Genomic DNA, 14,029 nt, shown 5'->3' with positions numbered 1-14,029 from the left:
TTACTTCCTTTAAATTTCTAATTTAATTTTTTAAATTCTCAATACTTTTACAAGCTCTTTCATCACCTAAATCACAAGCTTTTTTTAAATATTCTTTAGCTTTTTTATCCTTATATAAAAATGATAAAAAATAACACCCAACAGCATAATTATGATTACAAGATTTAGTATAGAATTTAATAGCTTTTTTCTTGTTTTGTTGCGTTCTAATCCCATAAGCATTCATAAAACCTACTGCATAACAAGCTTCATATAAGTTATTTTCACAAGCTTTAGTATAAAGATTTATGGCTTTAGTATAATTTTGCTTAGTTCCTATTCCGCTCTCATATAAAAACCCTAAATCATAACAAGCTTGCATATTTTTATTCTTACAAGCTTTAGACCATAAATTATAAACTTGTTTTAAATCATTTTCGTATTCAATTGGCTCTTTTGTAAAATCAATATTTTTAAAAATCTCAAATCCTAAGTCATAATCATTTGCTAACAAAACTTTAAATATAAGCAAACAAACGAGCTTTTTCAATTTAAATTCCTAAATAATCCTTAAGCAATAAAAATGCTGCAATGCTATCTTGTTTGCCATCTTTTTTTTTGCTACTAATAATTTTTGCTGCTTGTTTGCTTGTAAAACTTTCATCGTGATAGACTATATTACTAAACTCAATTAGTTTTGAAAAATGCTCCACTCTTCTTCTCATCTCATCTTCAGCACTACCACCCATTGGAATGCCTATTACAATTTTAGTGATTTTGTGCTTTTTGATTAGTTCTTTTACTTCTGTGGCTGCTTGGTTGCGATTTATTCTAATTATTGCAGGTTGTGGCATAGGAATTTTCATTATGCTAATTGCAACGCCAATTCGTTTAAGCCCTAAATCAAGTGCAAGTATATTTTCCATTAAACACTCCTAACTAAAACTCCATCAATTATTATTTTTCCATCAAGTTCATAATCATATACTAATTCGCCGTATCGCTCTAAGGCTTCATCAAGATTTGCTCCGTTTTTACAAAATTCTAAAAACTCATCGTAGTTTTGAGTGTAGCATTTTTGAACGCTGAAGTATTCTTGCATTTGTGCTACGAAAATATCAATATCATAAATTATTTTTGCCTTATAGTTTGCGATTAGCTCGTTTGTGCCATCACTTTCTCCTATTCTTTGGGCTAATACATAAATATCTTTTCCATATTCTAGGGCGTGTTTTGCTGAGTTTAATGAACCGCTTTTAAGGTCTGCTTGGGTGATGATTAAAATATCTCCAAGAGTTACTACAAGGCGATTTCTAGCTAAAAAATCGTGTTTTAATGGGATATGATTTGGTTCGTTTTCGCTTAGTGCTAGGGCGTTTTCATATATTTGTTTTATGATTAATTCATTGCTTTTTGGATAGATTTTATTAAGCCCGTTTGCAAAAATTCCTATATGATAAGGCAGACTTGCTTTTGCACTTTCAATATCTACTCCAATTGCTCCACCACTTACTATGCAAATACCTATTTGGCTTAGTTTTTGTGCTAGTTTAAAGGTTAGATTTTTTGTATAAACGCTCATTTTTCTAGAGCCTACTATACTTATTTTAGGCATTTTTAAAAGCTCTAAATTACCTTTATAATAAATCTTATCAGGCGGGTTTTTAAGAGTATTAAACTCATTTATAATCGTTGTATATATCATCTATATAAACTAGCTCAACTTTAGAAAAGTCATATTCGCTAATTGCTTTTAGGCTATTTTTGTGTGGGTGTGCTATGGCTATTGCTCTTTTGTGTTTTAGGGCAAATTCCACTGCTTCATCTAGCTTTTTGCGAATATCATTTAAATCTTGTGAATTATCTAAAAATACATTTCTGTGGATATAAAATTGATTAAATTCTTTTGCAATTGTAGGTGCTTTTGTGTTGGCACTAGTCCTTGAATCAACGAAAATCAAATCATATTTTTTCAATGCTTTAAATAAATTTCTCATAGCGTTTTCATCTTCGCTAAATAATGAGCCTGTATGATTGTTTAGATATTTTAGATTTGGAAAAGCGATTTTGATATTTTTAATCCTATTTTCAATCACTTGATAACTATCACTTGGAGTAAGGGTTAGCGGCTCTTCTTTATTAAACTTTAAAGCCCTTAAAGGAAGGTGTATCATAAAAGATTTAAATTCTTTTGAATATTTATTAGTATCTGGGTGATTGTTTGTGTTAGGAAAAAAGCTCGGAGTGATTTTTTTACCATTTTTAATAATTTTTTTGATTTCTTCGCTTTGTTCTTTTGTCGCAACATCATCAATAATAATTGCTAATTTTGCCTTAATATTAGTAGCACTTGCTAAAGAACCAAAGGCTGAAGTTTCTTTAGTATCAAAACAAGTTACGCTAGTTACCTTACAATTATCATCATTTTTTTCTAAATCCATATTAGCAAATATATCACTAAAATTTTGATTTAAATTCTTGTCTTTATCAATGCTTTTTTCATTTTTATAATTATTTATAGCATTTACTATTGTTTGCGGTTTTGGTTTTTGAATTTCTTTTTGAGTTTTTATCTCTTTAGTTTCGCTAATTTGTTCTTTGCTTTCATATATATTTAAATATACCAAAAGCCCTATGCCAAATAATAATAAAAATAAAAAAATTATTTTAAGAGTTGTAGCAAAGCTAGAATTAGCTTTGCTTTTTTGCTTTTTTTTAGCCATTAATTTTTGTCTTGTTGAACTAATTTGCTCTTTTCAATCCAAGGCATCATTTTGCGTAATTTAACGCCAGTTTGTTCTAAAAGGCTGTTTTTAGTAATATTGCGTCTTGCATTCATTTTTGGATAATTTGCACGGCTTTCTAAGATGAAATCTTTTGCAAATGTGCCATCTTGAATATCTTTTAATACTTTTTTCATAGCTTTTTTGCTATCTTCGTTTATAACTTTTTCGCCTGTAATATAATCGCCGTATTCAGCTGTATTTGAAATAGAATATCTCATATCAGCAATTCCGCCTTGATACATTAAATCAACGATTAATTTCATTTCGTGTAAGCACTCAAAATATGCCATTTCAGGTTCATATCCAGCTTCTACAAGTGTATTAAATCCTGCTTCAATAAGTGCAGTCAAACCTCCACAAAGCACTGCTTGTTCGCCGAAAAGGTCTGTTTCTGTTTCGTCTTTAAATGTAGTTTCAATTATAGCTGTGCGTCCGCCACCAATTGCACTTGCATAGCTTAGTGCTAGAGCTTTTGCATTACCGCTTTCATCTTGAGCAACTGCTATTAAATCAGGAACACCGCCACCAATTACAAATTCATTTCTTACCGTATGACCTGGTGCTTTAGGTGCTATCATTATAATATCTACTCCTTTTGGAGCTACAATTTGTCCGTAATGAACATTAAATCCGTGAGCAAATGCTATAGCTTTTCCTTCGCTTAAGTTTGGTTTAATTTCGCTATTAAAAATTTGAGCTTGAAACTCATCAGGAGTTAAAATCATAATAACATCAGCTTTTTTAGTCGCATCAGCTACGCTTAAAACTTCAAAACCTTTAGCACGAGCTTTATTAGCCGAGCTTCCTTCTCTTAGACCAATTACAACTTTTACACCACTATCTCTTAAGTTTTCAGCGTGAGCGTGTCCTTGTGAGCCAAAACCAATAATCGCAACTATTTTGCTTTTAATTAAACCTAAATCGCAATCACGATCATAATAAACATTTACTGCCATATTTTTCCTTTTTCTTTTGATTTAATTAAGCAAATTATAACTATTTTAGTTACAATCTAATAAAAAAATATCAAATTTTATTTACTTAAAAGGTTTATTATGCAAGATTTTATTAGTAAAAGAATAAAAAGCCTACCTCCGCTTAATGAAAGCACTTTAGAAATTCAAAGAATTTGTAATGACGAAAACTCATCTTTAAAAGATTTAGCAAAAATAGTTGAAAAAGACCCAATGCTAACTGCAAATATTTTAAAATCAGCAAATTCGCCTTTATACGGATTTTCAAGAGAAATTAGTAGTGTTGATAGGGCTGTTAATTTGTTTGGAATGACAACTATTAAAGGATTTGCTTTAAATGCAGCTGTTAAAAACTCTTTTAAAATCAATTTAAGTGCTTACAATATGAATGAAGCAATGTTTGCAAAAATCTCAACTATGCAAAATTCATTAGCAATTAATTGGCTTAATAGAAGTGCAGACAATACTAAAAAAGTCGTAATTCCAGCATCGTTTTTGCTAGAAATTGGCAAGATAATTATATCTTCTGAATTAGTTGAAACAAATAAAGCAGAAGAATTTAAAAATGGATTAAGTGATTTAAGAAATATTAAAGAATTAAGTGATTATGAAAAGCAGTTTTTAGGAATGAGTAGCGAAGAAGTAACTTCTATGATATTTGATAAATGGAATCTTGAAGTTGATATGATTGATGCTATTTTTTATAGTGTAAATCCAGAAAACGCAAGTAATGATATAAAAAAGAATGCAATTGCATTAAATATAGTTTCAAATCTTATTAATATTTTTGGATTTTTTAATGAAGAAATGATAGTTCAATGTGTATTAGACGCTAAAAATAATGGCTTATTAGGAGATAAATTAATAGACGCTATTAAAGTAGTAGAACAAGATGCTTGAGTTTTTAGAAAACATTAGGCAAGGTTTTAATAAGCTTAATGCTAATTCAAAACAAAAAGAAATAATTAAAGTCTTATTAACAGAAAAAATAGTAAGCGAATACAATAATAAAATCTATTTTAATAATGGATTTTATTATGGCAAAATGGATATAAATTCTAAAGGCGATGGATTTTTACAAGCGTCGTTTTTAGAGCGAGATTTACTCATAAAATCAAAAGACTTACATTCAGCAAGATACGGCGATATTGTAATTGCAAAAAAGATTAAAAAGCAAAAAGGTCGCCCGAGTGCTGCTGTAATACTTGTCTTAAAAAGAGAAGAAGAATTTTCTTTAGTTATTACTCAAATGCTAAAAAATGTAGTATTTGGAAAATGCTTTAAAACAGGACTTTTAAGACAACTTAGCGTATCTCAAAAATCATTAAAAGCCTTACCTGTTGGCACTATTTTAAAGATTGATAATGCAAGTTCAAATGTAGTAGAAGTGCTAGGGCATATTAGTGATGAAAAAGTAGATGAAAAAATCTCTATGGCTTTATTTAATAAAACTGAAGAATTTGATAAAGCGTGTTTAGATGAAGCAAATGCTTATAGTGGCAGTGTTGATGCTAGTTTTTATCCTGATAGACTTGATTTAAGGCATTTGCCATTTTGCACGATAGACCCAATTCACGCAAAAGATTTTGATGATGCTATTTATTTTGATGAAAAAAATCAGATTTTATATGTAGCAATTGCTGATGTAAGCGAATATGTAAGGGCTTTTAGTGCTTTAGATAACGAAGCTTTAAAGCGTGGATTTAGTATATATTTTCCACATAAAAGCATTCCTATGTTGCCAAGAGTTTTAAGTGAAGGAATTTGTTCTTTAAACCCAAATGAAGACAGGCTTTGTTTTGGTTTTAAAATATATTTTGAAGGTGCAAAAGTAATAAAAGAAGAAATCTATGAAGGCATAATTAATTCAAAAAGAAGATTTAATTACGATGAAGTAGATGAATATTTAGACAAAAAAACTGATTTAAAAGAATGCAATTATTTATATTCTTTAAATGAGCTTACAAAAAAGATAAGAAACGCTAGATTAAATAAAGGTTTTAATTTTTTAACAGAAGAGCTAAGAATGGAGATTGATAGCGACTGGCAAATTACTAAGACATATTACGAGCAATCAACAAGGTCTCATCAATTGATTGAGGATTGTATGCTACTTGCTAATAAAGCAGCGGCTAAAATGTGCCCTGATTTAGCTATTTTTAGAAATCATCAAAGCCCAAATTACAATAAAATCGCTGCTATGTATGAAGAATTGCAATTATTAGGACTTGATTTTAGTGGTGGAGAAAATATCTATGAAAATATCAAAAATATTCAGAGCTTAGCAGATGAATTAAATATCCGTGCTGAAGTAGATAAAATCATCATTCGTTCATTTAAAAAAGCTGAATATGGACATGAAAATAAAGGGCATTTTGCATTAGGATTTGAAAGGTATTCGCATTTTACAAGTCCTATTAGAAGATATTCGGATTTGATTTTGCATAGATTATTAAAAGCTCTTATGAAAAATCAAGATAAACTATTTACATACCTTAGCACGAACCTTGAGAATAAATGTTTTGAAGTTAGTAATCTTGAAAGAGAAGCTGATAAGGTGGCAATGGATTTTTGTGATAGGGTTTATGCAAGGTATTTTCACAAAAATATTGGCAAAAGATTTTATGTAAAAATCACTAAAAACGAAGATATTACAATAGGTGTTTTAGATGATGAGTTTAAGGGTGCAAGGATATTTATTGCAAATCCTAATGTAACTTTATTTTCTAGGGTTTTAGTTGAGATTTATGAAGTAGATTTAATAAGCGCTAAGGTTTTTGCTAGGATAGTTAAAGATGTATGAAGCAGAATTTAACAAAATAAAAAACAATCTTCCTAATGCCTTTATGCTTTATGGGGCGTGTAGATTAAGTATATTTATAAACTTAGAAATCATAAAAAGTCTGAAAAAATACGATGAAAGGCTGATTTTAAGAGATAGCGATTATAAATTAAATAAAGCTGTTGATTTTTTAAGTGAGAGTTCGTTATTTGCTAGTTCTAAGCAATTGATTTTAGAATTTGAAAAAGGAATTTCAAGTAAGGATTTAAAAGAAATTCTAAAGCATATTAATAGTGAAAATCAATTAATATTAGCTATTTATGATGGAAAAGCTTTAAAAGATTTAGAATTAAGTATTAATAATAATTTTGTTAGATTTTTTGAGAAAAAGACTAGCTTTGAGCAAATTGCTTTATTAAAAGAAATTACTAATTTTTATAAAATAAATGCTAGTGAAGAAGCCTTGCAATATCTTCAAAAAAATTATGAATTTGATATATTTAAAGCAGGTTGTGAGCTTTTAAAATATAAAAATCAAACACTAGATTTAAGCACTATTAAAGAGCATTTAGAAAGCGATAATGCTTTAGGGTTTGATGATTTTTTGAGTAATTTTTTAAAGACAAAAGAGCCAAATGAATATATTTATAAAATATTAGAAAATGAAGATGAAATCGCTTTAATTAATAAACTTTATTCAAGTTTAATAAGACTTTTTACAATAAGTGCAAATCTAAAAACAAATGGTAGAATTGATTATAAAATAGCCTTTGGTTACACTCCACCAAGACAAGTTTGCGTAGAATTAGAAAATCAAGCGAGAAAATTATCTAATTTTTACGAAGAAATTTTCGCAATTTTATTAAACGCTGAATATGAATTAAAACTAAATAACAATAATTCTTCAAAAGAAATAGCATATTCAAATCTTTTAAAAATATATTTTTTAATAAACTCATAAAATATTAAGATTAAACTGCTAAAATCAAGCCTTGCTTTATGCAAAATTCCTTGCTTAGTAAATCTAGGCTTAATATCCAAAAGGAGAATCATGAGACATTATGAGGTTTTATTCATCGCAAAGCCAACGCTAACTGATGAAGAATTAAAAGCAAGAGTTGAGTTTGTTAAAGAAACTCTAGTAAAAAATGGTGCTGAAATTGCAAATACTATTGAAATGGGTACTAGAAAATTAGCTTACCAAATTGATAAATATGAGCGTGGCGTATATTATGTAATATATTTTAAAGCTCCAGGTTCATTAATTAAAGAACTTGAGCGTGTTTTAAAAATCACTGAAGATGTAATTAGATTTTTAATCGTTAAATACGAAAACAGACGCGAAATCGCTGCGTGGGAAATACTTTCTCAAGGCAAAAGATTAGGTAAAAAAGAAAGCAAAAAAGAAACTAAGGCTGAAACTCCAGCAGAATAAAGGATAAGATATGAATAAGGTTATTCTAATAGGTCGTTTGGTAAGAGATGTAGAAATAAAAACTATTAGTACAACAGGTAGTGCGGTAGTAAATAATGCAATGGCTGTTAGTAGATATAGAAGCTCAAACACAGGCGAAAGAATAGAAGAAACTTTATTTATAGATGTAGTGTTTTATGCTAGATTAGCAGAAATTGTAGGGCAATATTTAAGAAAAGGTTCAAAACTAATGGTTGAAGGCTATTTACAACAACAAACTTGGGTAGATACAGCAACCAATCAAAATCGTTCAAAAATTCAACTTGTAGTTGAAAATATGGAAATGTTAGACAACAAACCTGATGAAATGCAAAATAATAATGCTCCTAGAAACAATTATCAAGCAAATAATAACTACAATAGACCTACTCAAAATAATTATCAACAAAATAATTATGCAAGAGAAGAGCAGAATTATCAAAGACAAAATAATTTTGCTGAAGAAAGAAATAATTATAATTATAACTCGGCAGATGATGCAGAGATACCATTTTAAAGGATAAATTATGGCAGAAAAAAGAAAGTATTCAAGAAAATATTGCAAATTTACAGAAGCAAAAGTTGATTTTATTGATTATAAAGATACAGCATTATTAAAACACGCATTATCAGAGCGTTTTAAAATAATGCCAAGAAGATTAACAGGAACAAGCAAAAAACACCAAGAAATGGTTGAGCTAGCTATTAAAAGAGCAAGAGCAGTTGCTTTAATTCCTTATGTATGCGACCGCAAAAACGTAGTTACAAATCCGTTTGAAGGTCTATAATTCTTAGGCTAGATTTTCTAGCCTAATTCTTTTATCATATACAAAAATCAAAATAAATATAGCCAAAGTAATAAACAACTCACTTAAAGCATTTATCACACCTTCACTGCTTGCAAAGTAACTATGTGCAAACTCTATAAAATAATGAAGTATCAAAGGCATTGATAATAAAAATAAATAAATACTTCTAAGCCTTATATAAATTGAAATTATAAGTAAAATCAAAAAAGAAACTAAAATATAAAAAATATCTATGAGCTCATAAAGAAGTAGCGAGCAAGTAAGATATAAAATAATGCTAAAAAAATAATATAAATTATCTTTAGCAATTATAAATAATAATATAGATATAAACACAAATGCCGTTAAACAAATAAAGAAAAGCTCATTAGATTGGCTAATAAAACTTAAGGCACAAAATATGCAAAATACAAATATAAACGCATAAAATAAAGCCTTGAAAAAATCTTCTAATTCACAAGCAAGATTGATTTTATCTTTATCAATTAATAAGCTAAATAAAACCACTATAAAAGATGGGATAAATATCACAAAAGAAATAATCTGAAGTCCTGTAAAAGGAATTAATAAAAATATATCATCATATACTGCTTTTTCATCTATAAATACACGAAATATTTTAGTAATATTATCAGGTTTTATAAGCAAGTATAAAGCAAAAAATAAATAATAATAAATATTTAATTTTTTAGTAGAAAAAGAAAAAGCTATGAAAGATTTTTCATTTGATTTAATCTCACTTATTAGCCAGTTTAAAAATATTTTCATATTTTATTCTTTAATTCCTATTAAAATATCACTCGCTTTTATTAAAACATTTACATTATCACTTATATTTAAATCCATCTTATTTGCACTATCATTGGTTATGCTAGCTGTAATTAAAATTCCATTACAATTAATTTCTATTATGCTATATACCGAACCATTTTTTATACTTACGATTTTGCCATTTAGTTCATTTGCACTACTTAAGCGAGTAGCACATTCGTTTTTGCTAACAATTACAGAATTTGCTTTAAATACTGCTATAGCATTATCATTTATTTTTAGATTTAAATCATCTACACTTTCTGTAGTTATTAAAGATTTGATTGTTTTATTATTTTCTAATTTTGCGGTAACTAATGAAATAATAGGCGAACTCTCAACTTTAGTTATTTGTATTTTTAATATATTTCTTGCACTTAACATAATCTTCCTTTAAATTCATAAATTTCATCTAATAATAAAATAAAACCTATATTAAAAATTAAATGTATAATAGTTAAAAATCATAAAAAGGATATGAATGGGACTAAAAAGTGATGCTTGGATAAAAGAAATGGCATTAAAACACGAAATGATAACTCCATTTTGTGAAGAGAATGTAGGTAAAAATGTGGTTAGCTATGGACTTTCTAGTTATGGGTATGATATTCGTGTTGGGCGTGAGTTTAAAATATTTACAAATGTAAATAGCACTATGATTGACCCTAAGGATTTTAATGATAAAAATGTAGTTGATTTCGTAGGTGATGAGTGTATTGTTCCTGCGAATTCATTTGCACTTGCAAGAACGGTTGAATATTTTAAAATGCCAAGAGATGTATTAGCAATTTGTCTTGGTAAAAGCACATATGCAAGATGTGGAATTATTGTAAATGTTACACCTTTTGAGCCTGGATTTTGCGGTCATATTACAATAGAAATTAGCAACACCACTCCACTACCTGCAAAAATATATGCAAATGAAGGTATAGCTCAAGTGTTGTTTTTACAAGGTGATGAGCCTTGCATTACTTCTTATGCTGATAAAAAAGGTAAATATCAAAATCAAACAGGCATAACTCTTCCAAAAGTTTTAAAGTAATTTATCTTCAAGAATTTGAAAGTGATTTTTCAAATTCTTAAGTTTTATTATTATTCCAAATAATATTTGCATTCTAAAATTATTCTTAGCAAGCACCTTAATCTAAGGCAAATTAAATATTCAATAAAATATTTTATGAATAAAAATTATTTACTATTTAGTGCAATAATTTTATAATTTTTAACAAGTTTTAAAAATTAATTTTTATTTAAGGAGATTTATGAAAAAGATTTTTTTAAGCTGTGCTTTAGCGGCTTCAGTATTTGCTGCAGAGCAATTTAGCGGTAAAATTATTAATCTTTACACTTCAGTAGATGCGAAAAAAGCAGAAGGAAAACTACTTCCAACTAATGCTTTTGAGATAGTAAAAGACGGCGATTTAGCTGAACTTAAAATTAAAGGATATTACAATCCTAATCAAGGTAATATTTTATATTTTAATGACAAAAATAGAATTTTAGTAGCAGCATTTGGTAAAAATGCTAAAGTAGATTTTAAAGTTGAAAAAGAATTAAAAAATGGTTTTAAATTAGCTAGTATTAAAGTATTTGCTAAAAAAGATGAGCTAGTGGATTTAGAAAAATCAGCAAAACCACTTTTTGAAAAAGGTAAAGCTATGTTTGAAGAAAATTGTGGCATTTGTCATCCACTTCATCCTGTTAGTGAATTTAATGCAAATCAATGGCCAGCTACATTTAAGGCAATGGAGACTAGAACAGGAATTGATAAAGCTGATAGACAATTAGTGGTGCAATATCTACAAAAACACGCAAAAGATATGAAATAAAGGAGACATTATGCTAAATAGAAGAAGTTTTTTAAAAGGTTCAGCTGCAGTTGGTGCTATGAGTTTTGCACCTATAAATGTATTAGGAGCTGAAAGTAAAGCAGTTGCTAGTGGTTTAGTAAAAAATGGCGAAGTTGTAACGGGTGCACATTGGGGTATTTTAAAACTTACTATAAAAGATGGTAAGGTAGTAAAAAGTGAGCCATTTGATGCAAATCAAACTAAGAATTTAAAAAATGATTTACAACACTACACACCTGATTTAGTATATGCTAATCGTGTTAAATATCCTTATGTTAGAAAAAGTTTCTTAGAAAATCCACTAGATAATAAACCTGAACTTCGTGGTAAAGATGAGTGGGTTAGGGTAAGCTGGGATAAAGCTTTAAAATTAGTTGCAGAGAGTTTAAAAAGAACTTATGATGAAAAAGGAGCTAATGGGATTTTTGCAGGTAGCTATGGCTGGAAATCAAGCGGAAATGTGCATAATTCAAGAATATTACTTCATAGATTTATGAACTTAACGGGCGGATTTGTAGGCTCATTAGGAGATTATTCTACTGGTGCATCACAAGTTATTATGCCTCATGTTGTTGGCTCTATTGAAGTTTATGAGCAACAAACTAACTTGGATTTAGTATTAGAAAATACAAAAGTTATAGTTATTTGGGGTGCAAATCCTATTGATACTTTAAAAATTGCTTGGACTGTAACTGATGGCGAAGGTCGTGCATATATGGAAAAAATTAAAGAAAGTAAAATAAAAGTAATTTGCATAGACCCAAGAGCTAGTTCAACTGTTAAATTTTTTGAAGGTAAAGGCGAATGGTTAGCTCCACGCCCAAATACTGATGTGGCAATGATGATGGGTATGGCTACATATTTAATTGATAATAAGCTTTATGATGCTGAATTTATGGAGAATTACACAATAGGATTTGATAAATTTAGTGATTATTTAATGGGTAAAACTGATGGCGTTAAAAAAGATAGCAAATGGGCTGAAAATATTTGCGGAATTAAAGCAAGTGTAATTGAGAATTTAGCTAAGGAATTAAGAGAAAATCTAAGCTTAGTAATGAGTGGTTGGGGTATGCAAAGAGCTCATCACGGAGAGCAACCTCATTGGATGCTTGTAACTTTATGTGCAATGCTAGGTCATATTGGTAAAGATGGTGGCGGATTTGGTTTAAGCTATCATTATTCAAATGGTGGCGTTGCTACAACTAATGCTCCAATAGTAGGCGGAATTAACGCTAGTATGAATGGTCTTTGGGATAAAGGTGTATTTAAGGGCGTTAAACAAGGAACATTTGATAAAAATGGTAAATTTATACCTGGAAATAGTGGTGCAGGCGAAAATCTACCTGAGTGGTTATCAAAGACAAGTGATAATGAAATTCCTGTGGCAAGAATTGCTGATATGCTATTAAACCCAGGTAAAACAATAGACCACAATGGTAAAAAAATTACTTATAGTGATATAGATTTTGTTTATTGGGTAGGTGGTAACCCATTCGTTCATCATCAAGATTTAAAAACTCTAAAAAAAGCTTGGCAAAAGCTAAAAACCGTTGTAGTAAATGAGATTTACTGGACTCCAACTGCTAGAATGGCTGATATATTATTACCTACAACTAGCCAATATGAAAGAAATGATATTTCTATGAGTGGGGATTATTCTAATATGCATATAGTTCCTATGAAAGCTGCTGTTATGCCTGTTGAAGAGAGTAAAGATGATATGCAAATCTTTGTTGAACTTGCTAAAGTTTATGGAACTCTTTGTGCGATTAGCAAGGGTGCAAGTGAAAAAGATGCAGCAATGTTAGCTACAAAATTAGTAAATGCTTATACAGAAAATCAAACTCCAGAGCAAATGATAGAAAAATACTATAACGCTGCTAAGAAAAGCACAAGCGTAGAAATGCCTGAATTTAAAGAGTTTTGGGAAAATAATAAAGCATTGAAATTTGAAGCTTCTCAAGATGCTTATGAGTTCGTTAGATTTAAAGACTTCGTAGAAGACCCTATCTTAAATCCATTAGGAACTCCGAGTGGTTTGATTGAGATTTATAGTGAAACTATTGAAAAAATGAACTATAAAGATTGTAAAGCCCATCCTATGTGGTTTGAACCAATTGAATGGCTTGGTATGAAAGAAAAGAGCGCAGAATTTCATATGATTAGCCCACACCCAACGAGCCGCTTACATTCACAACTATGCCACACAAGTTTAAGAGAAACTTATGCTGTAAATGGACACGAGCCTATTTTAATTAATAGCGAAGATGCTAAGGCTAAAGGTATTAAAAATGGAGATTTAGTTGAGGTTTTCAATGCTCGTGGTAAAGTTATTGCAGGAGCAGTTGTAAGCAATGATGTATTAAAAGGCGTAGTAGTGTTACAAGAAGGTGGCTGGTATGACCCTGATGATAATAATGATTGCAAATACGGATGTGCGAATGTGCTAACAATAGATATTCCAACAAGTGAGCTTGCAAATGGAAATATCTCTCATACAGCTTTAGTAAATATCAAAAAATTTGAAGGCGAAAAACCTGAAATCGTAGTATTCACTGAACCTGTAAAAGCATAATATTAGGG

General features: G+C 29.4%; 16 protein-coding genes. 9 read left to right on the top strand and 7 right to left on the bottom strand.

Features of this window, described 5'->3' with window-relative positions; all coding sequences use genetic code 11:
- Nucleotides 1-22: 22 nt before the first annotated feature.
- Genes AVBRAN9334_RS02715 through ilvC form a run of 5 tightly spaced genes read right to left on the bottom strand, consistent with a single transcriptional unit; the run spans nucleotide 23 to nucleotide 3,721 of the window.
- Nucleotides 23-529, bottom strand: a complete 507-nt coding sequence (locus tag AVBRAN9334_RS02715) for a tetratricopeptide repeat protein (protein ID WP_336606952.1) — start codon at nucleotides 527-529, stop codon at nucleotides 23-25.
- 1 nt (nucleotide 530) lies between these two features.
- A complete protein-coding gene (ruvX, locus tag AVBRAN9334_RS02710) occupies nucleotides 531-905 on the bottom strand; it encodes a Holliday junction resolvase RuvX (protein WP_214119608.1) in 375 nt (124 codons plus the stop codon).
- Entirely contained in the window at nucleotides 905-1,684 is a 780-nt protein-coding gene (locus AVBRAN9334_RS02705; protein WP_336606951.1) for a DNA-processing protein DprA, read from the bottom strand. Before AVBRAN9334_RS02705 ends, ruvX begins: the two co-directional genes overlap by 1 nt.
- Nucleotides 1,659-2,702, bottom strand: a complete 1,044-nt coding sequence (locus AVBRAN9334_RS02700; protein WP_336606950.1) for a divergent polysaccharide deacetylase family protein — start codon at nucleotides 2,700-2,702, stop codon at nucleotides 1,659-1,661. Before AVBRAN9334_RS02700 ends, AVBRAN9334_RS02705 begins: the two co-directional genes overlap by 26 nt.
- Nucleotides 2,702-3,721: a ketol-acid reductoisomerase gene (gene ilvC / locus AVBRAN9334_RS02695; RefSeq protein ID WP_214150100.1), complete on the bottom strand. Its 1,020-nt coding sequence runs from the start codon at nucleotides 3,719-3,721 to the stop codon at nucleotides 2,702-2,704. The genes AVBRAN9334_RS02700 and ilvC overlap by 1 nt, the downstream gene beginning before the upstream one ends.
- Nucleotides 3,722-3,820: 99 nt before the next feature.
- Here ilvC and AVBRAN9334_RS02690 point away from each other — a divergent pair, with 99 nt between their 5' ends.
- From AVBRAN9334_RS02690 to rpsR, 6 genes are all read left to right on the top strand, one after another.
- Nucleotides 3,821-4,639 carry an HDOD domain-containing protein gene (locus tag AVBRAN9334_RS02690; RefSeq protein WP_214116357.1) on the top strand — a complete coding sequence of 273 codons (819 nt, stop codon included), beginning with the start codon at nucleotides 3,821-3,823 and terminating at the stop codon, nucleotides 4,637-4,639.
- Nucleotides 4,632-6,542, top strand: a complete 1,911-nt coding sequence (locus tag AVBRAN9334_RS02685) for an RNB domain-containing ribonuclease (protein WP_214119601.1) — start codon at nucleotides 4,632-4,634, stop codon at nucleotides 6,540-6,542. Before AVBRAN9334_RS02690 ends, AVBRAN9334_RS02685 begins: the two co-directional genes overlap by 8 nt.
- Nucleotides 6,535-7,482: a hypothetical protein gene (locus AVBRAN9334_RS02680; RefSeq protein WP_214119599.1), complete on the top strand. Its 948-nt coding sequence runs from the start codon at nucleotides 6,535-6,537 to the stop codon at nucleotides 7,480-7,482. The genes AVBRAN9334_RS02685 and AVBRAN9334_RS02680 overlap by 8 nt, the downstream gene beginning before the upstream one ends.
- A gap of 90 nt (nucleotides 7,483-7,572) precedes the next feature.
- Nucleotides 7,573-7,956 carry a 30S ribosomal protein S6 gene (rpsF, locus tag AVBRAN9334_RS02675; protein WP_214116362.1) on the top strand — a complete coding sequence of 128 codons (384 nt, stop codon included), beginning with the start codon at nucleotides 7,573-7,575 and terminating at the stop codon, nucleotides 7,954-7,956.
- 10 nt (nucleotides 7,957-7,966) lie between these two features.
- Complete coding sequence (gene ssb / locus AVBRAN9334_RS02670) at nucleotides 7,967-8,491, top strand: single-stranded DNA-binding protein (RefSeq protein ID WP_214116364.1); 525 nt, start codon at nucleotides 7,967-7,969, stop codon at nucleotides 8,489-8,491.
- Between the two features lie 10 nt (nucleotides 8,492-8,501).
- The gene (gene rpsR, locus AVBRAN9334_RS02665; protein WP_214116366.1) at nucleotides 8,502-8,762 is read left to right on the top strand and encodes a 30S ribosomal protein S18; all 261 of its coding nucleotides are present in this window, start codon (nucleotides 8,502-8,504) and stop codon (nucleotides 8,760-8,762) included.
- 3 nt (nucleotides 8,763-8,765) lie between these two features.
- Here the strand turns inward: rpsR and AVBRAN9334_RS02660 are convergent, their stop codons facing one another.
- Both AVBRAN9334_RS02660 and AVBRAN9334_RS02655 read right to left on the bottom strand, forming a co-directional pair.
- The gene (locus tag AVBRAN9334_RS02660; protein WP_336606949.1) at nucleotides 8,766-9,551 is read right to left on the bottom strand and encodes a hypothetical protein; all 786 of its coding nucleotides are present in this window, start codon (nucleotides 9,549-9,551) and stop codon (nucleotides 8,766-8,768) included.
- A 3-nt stretch (nucleotides 9,552-9,554) separates the two neighbouring features.
- Nucleotides 9,555-9,977 (bottom strand): TOBE domain-containing protein, encoded by a 423-nt coding sequence (locus AVBRAN9334_RS02655; protein WP_214116375.1) that lies wholly within the window; start codon nucleotides 9,975-9,977, stop codon nucleotides 9,555-9,557.
- A gap of 97 nt (nucleotides 9,978-10,074) precedes the next feature.
- Here AVBRAN9334_RS02655 and dcd point away from each other — a divergent pair, with 97 nt between their 5' ends.
- The 3 genes from dcd (at nucleotide 10,075) to AVBRAN9334_RS02640 (ending at nucleotide 14,021) form a co-directional block, all read left to right on the top strand.
- Nucleotides 10,075-10,635, top strand: coding sequence for a dCTP deaminase (gene dcd / locus AVBRAN9334_RS02650; protein WP_214116378.1), 561 nt, complete (start codon nucleotides 10,075-10,077; stop codon nucleotides 10,633-10,635).
- A gap of 220 nt (nucleotides 10,636-10,855) precedes the next feature.
- The gene (locus AVBRAN9334_RS02645; protein WP_214116380.1) at nucleotides 10,856-11,422 is read left to right on the top strand and encodes a cytochrome C; all 567 of its coding nucleotides are present in this window, start codon (nucleotides 10,856-10,858) and stop codon (nucleotides 11,420-11,422) included.
- Nucleotides 11,423-11,432: 10 nt separating this feature from the next.
- A complete protein-coding gene (locus AVBRAN9334_RS02640) occupies nucleotides 11,433-14,021 on the top strand; it encodes a molybdopterin-dependent oxidoreductase (protein WP_214116383.1) in 2,589 nt (862 codons plus the stop codon).
- Nucleotides 14,022-14,029: the final 8 nt, after the last annotated feature.

It is taken from the genome of Campylobacter sp. RM9334 (genome assembly GCF_020138145.1).
GTDB lineage: Bacteria > Campylobacterota > Campylobacteria > Campylobacterales > Campylobacteraceae > Campylobacter_E.
The sequence above is the reverse complement of the archived record's forward strand: the minus strand, read 5'-3'. Positions and strand labels throughout refer to the sequence as shown.

What these genes read in the sequence shown, in the direction of transcription:
- ruvX (WP_214119608.1), bottom strand. Translation starts at nt 905, where the DNA reads ATGGAAAATATACTTGCACTTGATTTAGGGCTTAAACGAATTGGCGTT.
- AVBRAN9334_RS02705 (WP_336606951.1), bottom strand. Translation starts at nt 1,684, where the DNA reads ATGATATATACAACGATTATAAATGAGTTTAATACTCTTAAAAACCCG.
- AVBRAN9334_RS02700 (WP_336606950.1), bottom strand. Translation starts at nt 2,702, where the DNA reads ATGGCTAAAAAAAAGCAAAAAAGCAAAGCTAATTCTAGCTTTGCTACA.
- ilvC (WP_214150100.1), bottom strand. Translation starts at nt 3,721, where the DNA reads ATGGCAGTAAATGTTTATTATGATCGTGATTGCGATTTAGGTTTAATT.
- AVBRAN9334_RS02690 (WP_214116357.1), top strand. Translation starts at nt 3,821, where the DNA reads ATGCAAGATTTTATTAGTAAAAGAATAAAAAGCCTACCTCCGCTTAAT.
- AVBRAN9334_RS02685 (WP_214119601.1), top strand. Translation starts at nt 4,632, where the DNA reads ATGCTTGAGTTTTTAGAAAACATTAGGCAAGGTTTTAATAAGCTTAAT.
- AVBRAN9334_RS02680 (WP_214119599.1), top strand. Translation starts at nt 6,535, where the DNA reads ATGTATGAAGCAGAATTTAACAAAATAAAAAACAATCTTCCTAATGCC.
- rpsF (WP_214116362.1), top strand. Translation starts at nt 7,573, where the DNA reads ATGAGACATTATGAGGTTTTATTCATCGCAAAGCCAACGCTAACTGAT.
- ssb (WP_214116364.1), top strand. Translation starts at nt 7,967, where the DNA reads ATGAATAAGGTTATTCTAATAGGTCGTTTGGTAAGAGATGTAGAAATA.
- rpsR (WP_214116366.1), top strand. Translation starts at nt 8,502, where the DNA reads ATGGCAGAAAAAAGAAAGTATTCAAGAAAATATTGCAAATTTACAGAA.
- AVBRAN9334_RS02660 (WP_336606949.1), bottom strand. Translation starts at nt 9,551, where the DNA reads ATGAAAATATTTTTAAACTGGCTAATAAGTGAGATTAAATCAAATGAA.
- AVBRAN9334_RS02655 (WP_214116375.1), bottom strand. Translation starts at nt 9,977, where the DNA reads ATGTTAAGTGCAAGAAATATATTAAAAATACAAATAACTAAAGTTGAG.
- dcd (WP_214116378.1), top strand. Translation starts at nt 10,075, where the DNA reads ATGGGACTAAAAAGTGATGCTTGGATAAAAGAAATGGCATTAAAACAC.
- AVBRAN9334_RS02645 (WP_214116380.1), top strand. Translation starts at nt 10,856, where the DNA reads ATGAAAAAGATTTTTTTAAGCTGTGCTTTAGCGGCTTCAGTATTTGCT.
- AVBRAN9334_RS02640 (WP_214116383.1), top strand. Translation starts at nt 11,433, where the DNA reads ATGCTAAATAGAAGAAGTTTTTTAAAAGGTTCAGCTGCAGTTGGTGCT.